Raw genomic sequence first — 510 nt, 5'->3', positions numbered from 1 at the left:
ATTTCGCGTTACTATGCAGTTTTCAAGGTTCTGGCTGAGATCAACTCAGCAGTCTGACAGTTCAGTCATGTTGCTGGTTTCTCAATCGCTTTGATGAATGGCAATCACCACAGGTGGAGGTTAGCGGACTCGAACCGCTGACATCCTGCTTGCAAAGCAGGCGCTCTACCAACTGAGCTAAACCCCCAGATTATAATTCGTAATTCACAATTCTTAAATCGTAGTTAATTACGATTTACGAATTAGCAATTACTAATTACTTTCAGGTGGGCCATCCTGGACTCGAACCAGGGACCTCACCCTTATCAGGGGTGCGCTCTAACCACCTGAGCTAATAGCCCATATCGAACCAAATCATAGTTTGAAAGCTTTCAACAATGCAAATATCTGCGACCGACCTAGGTTAGACCAACTTACTATCTATTTAACTGTGTGTTTTTCGATATGTAAGGGGTGTAGGTCTCCCTAAAAAGGAGGTGATCCAGCCACACCTTCCGGTACGGCTACCTT

At 44.7% G+C, this 510-nt stretch carries 2 tRNA genes; both read right to left on the bottom strand.

Annotation, left to right across the window (positions count from 1 at the left end):
- Positions 1 to 114 precede the first annotated feature (114 nt).
- Positions 115 to 187: transfer RNA gene (locus tag ACEYW6_RS36600), tRNA-Ala, on the bottom strand.
- An 80-nt stretch (positions 188 to 267) separates the two neighbouring features.
- A tRNA-Ile gene (locus ACEYW6_RS36595) sits at positions 268 to 341 on the bottom strand.
- Positions 342 to 510: the final 169 nt, after the last annotated feature.

Source organism: Nostoc sp. UIC 10607 (assembly GCF_047228265.1).
GTDB classification, from domain to species: domain Bacteria; phylum Cyanobacteriota; class Cyanobacteriia; order Cyanobacteriales; family Nostocaceae; genus Nostoc; species Nostoc foliaceum_A.
The sequence above is the reverse complement of the archived record's forward strand: the minus strand, read 5'-3'. Positions and strand labels throughout refer to the sequence as shown.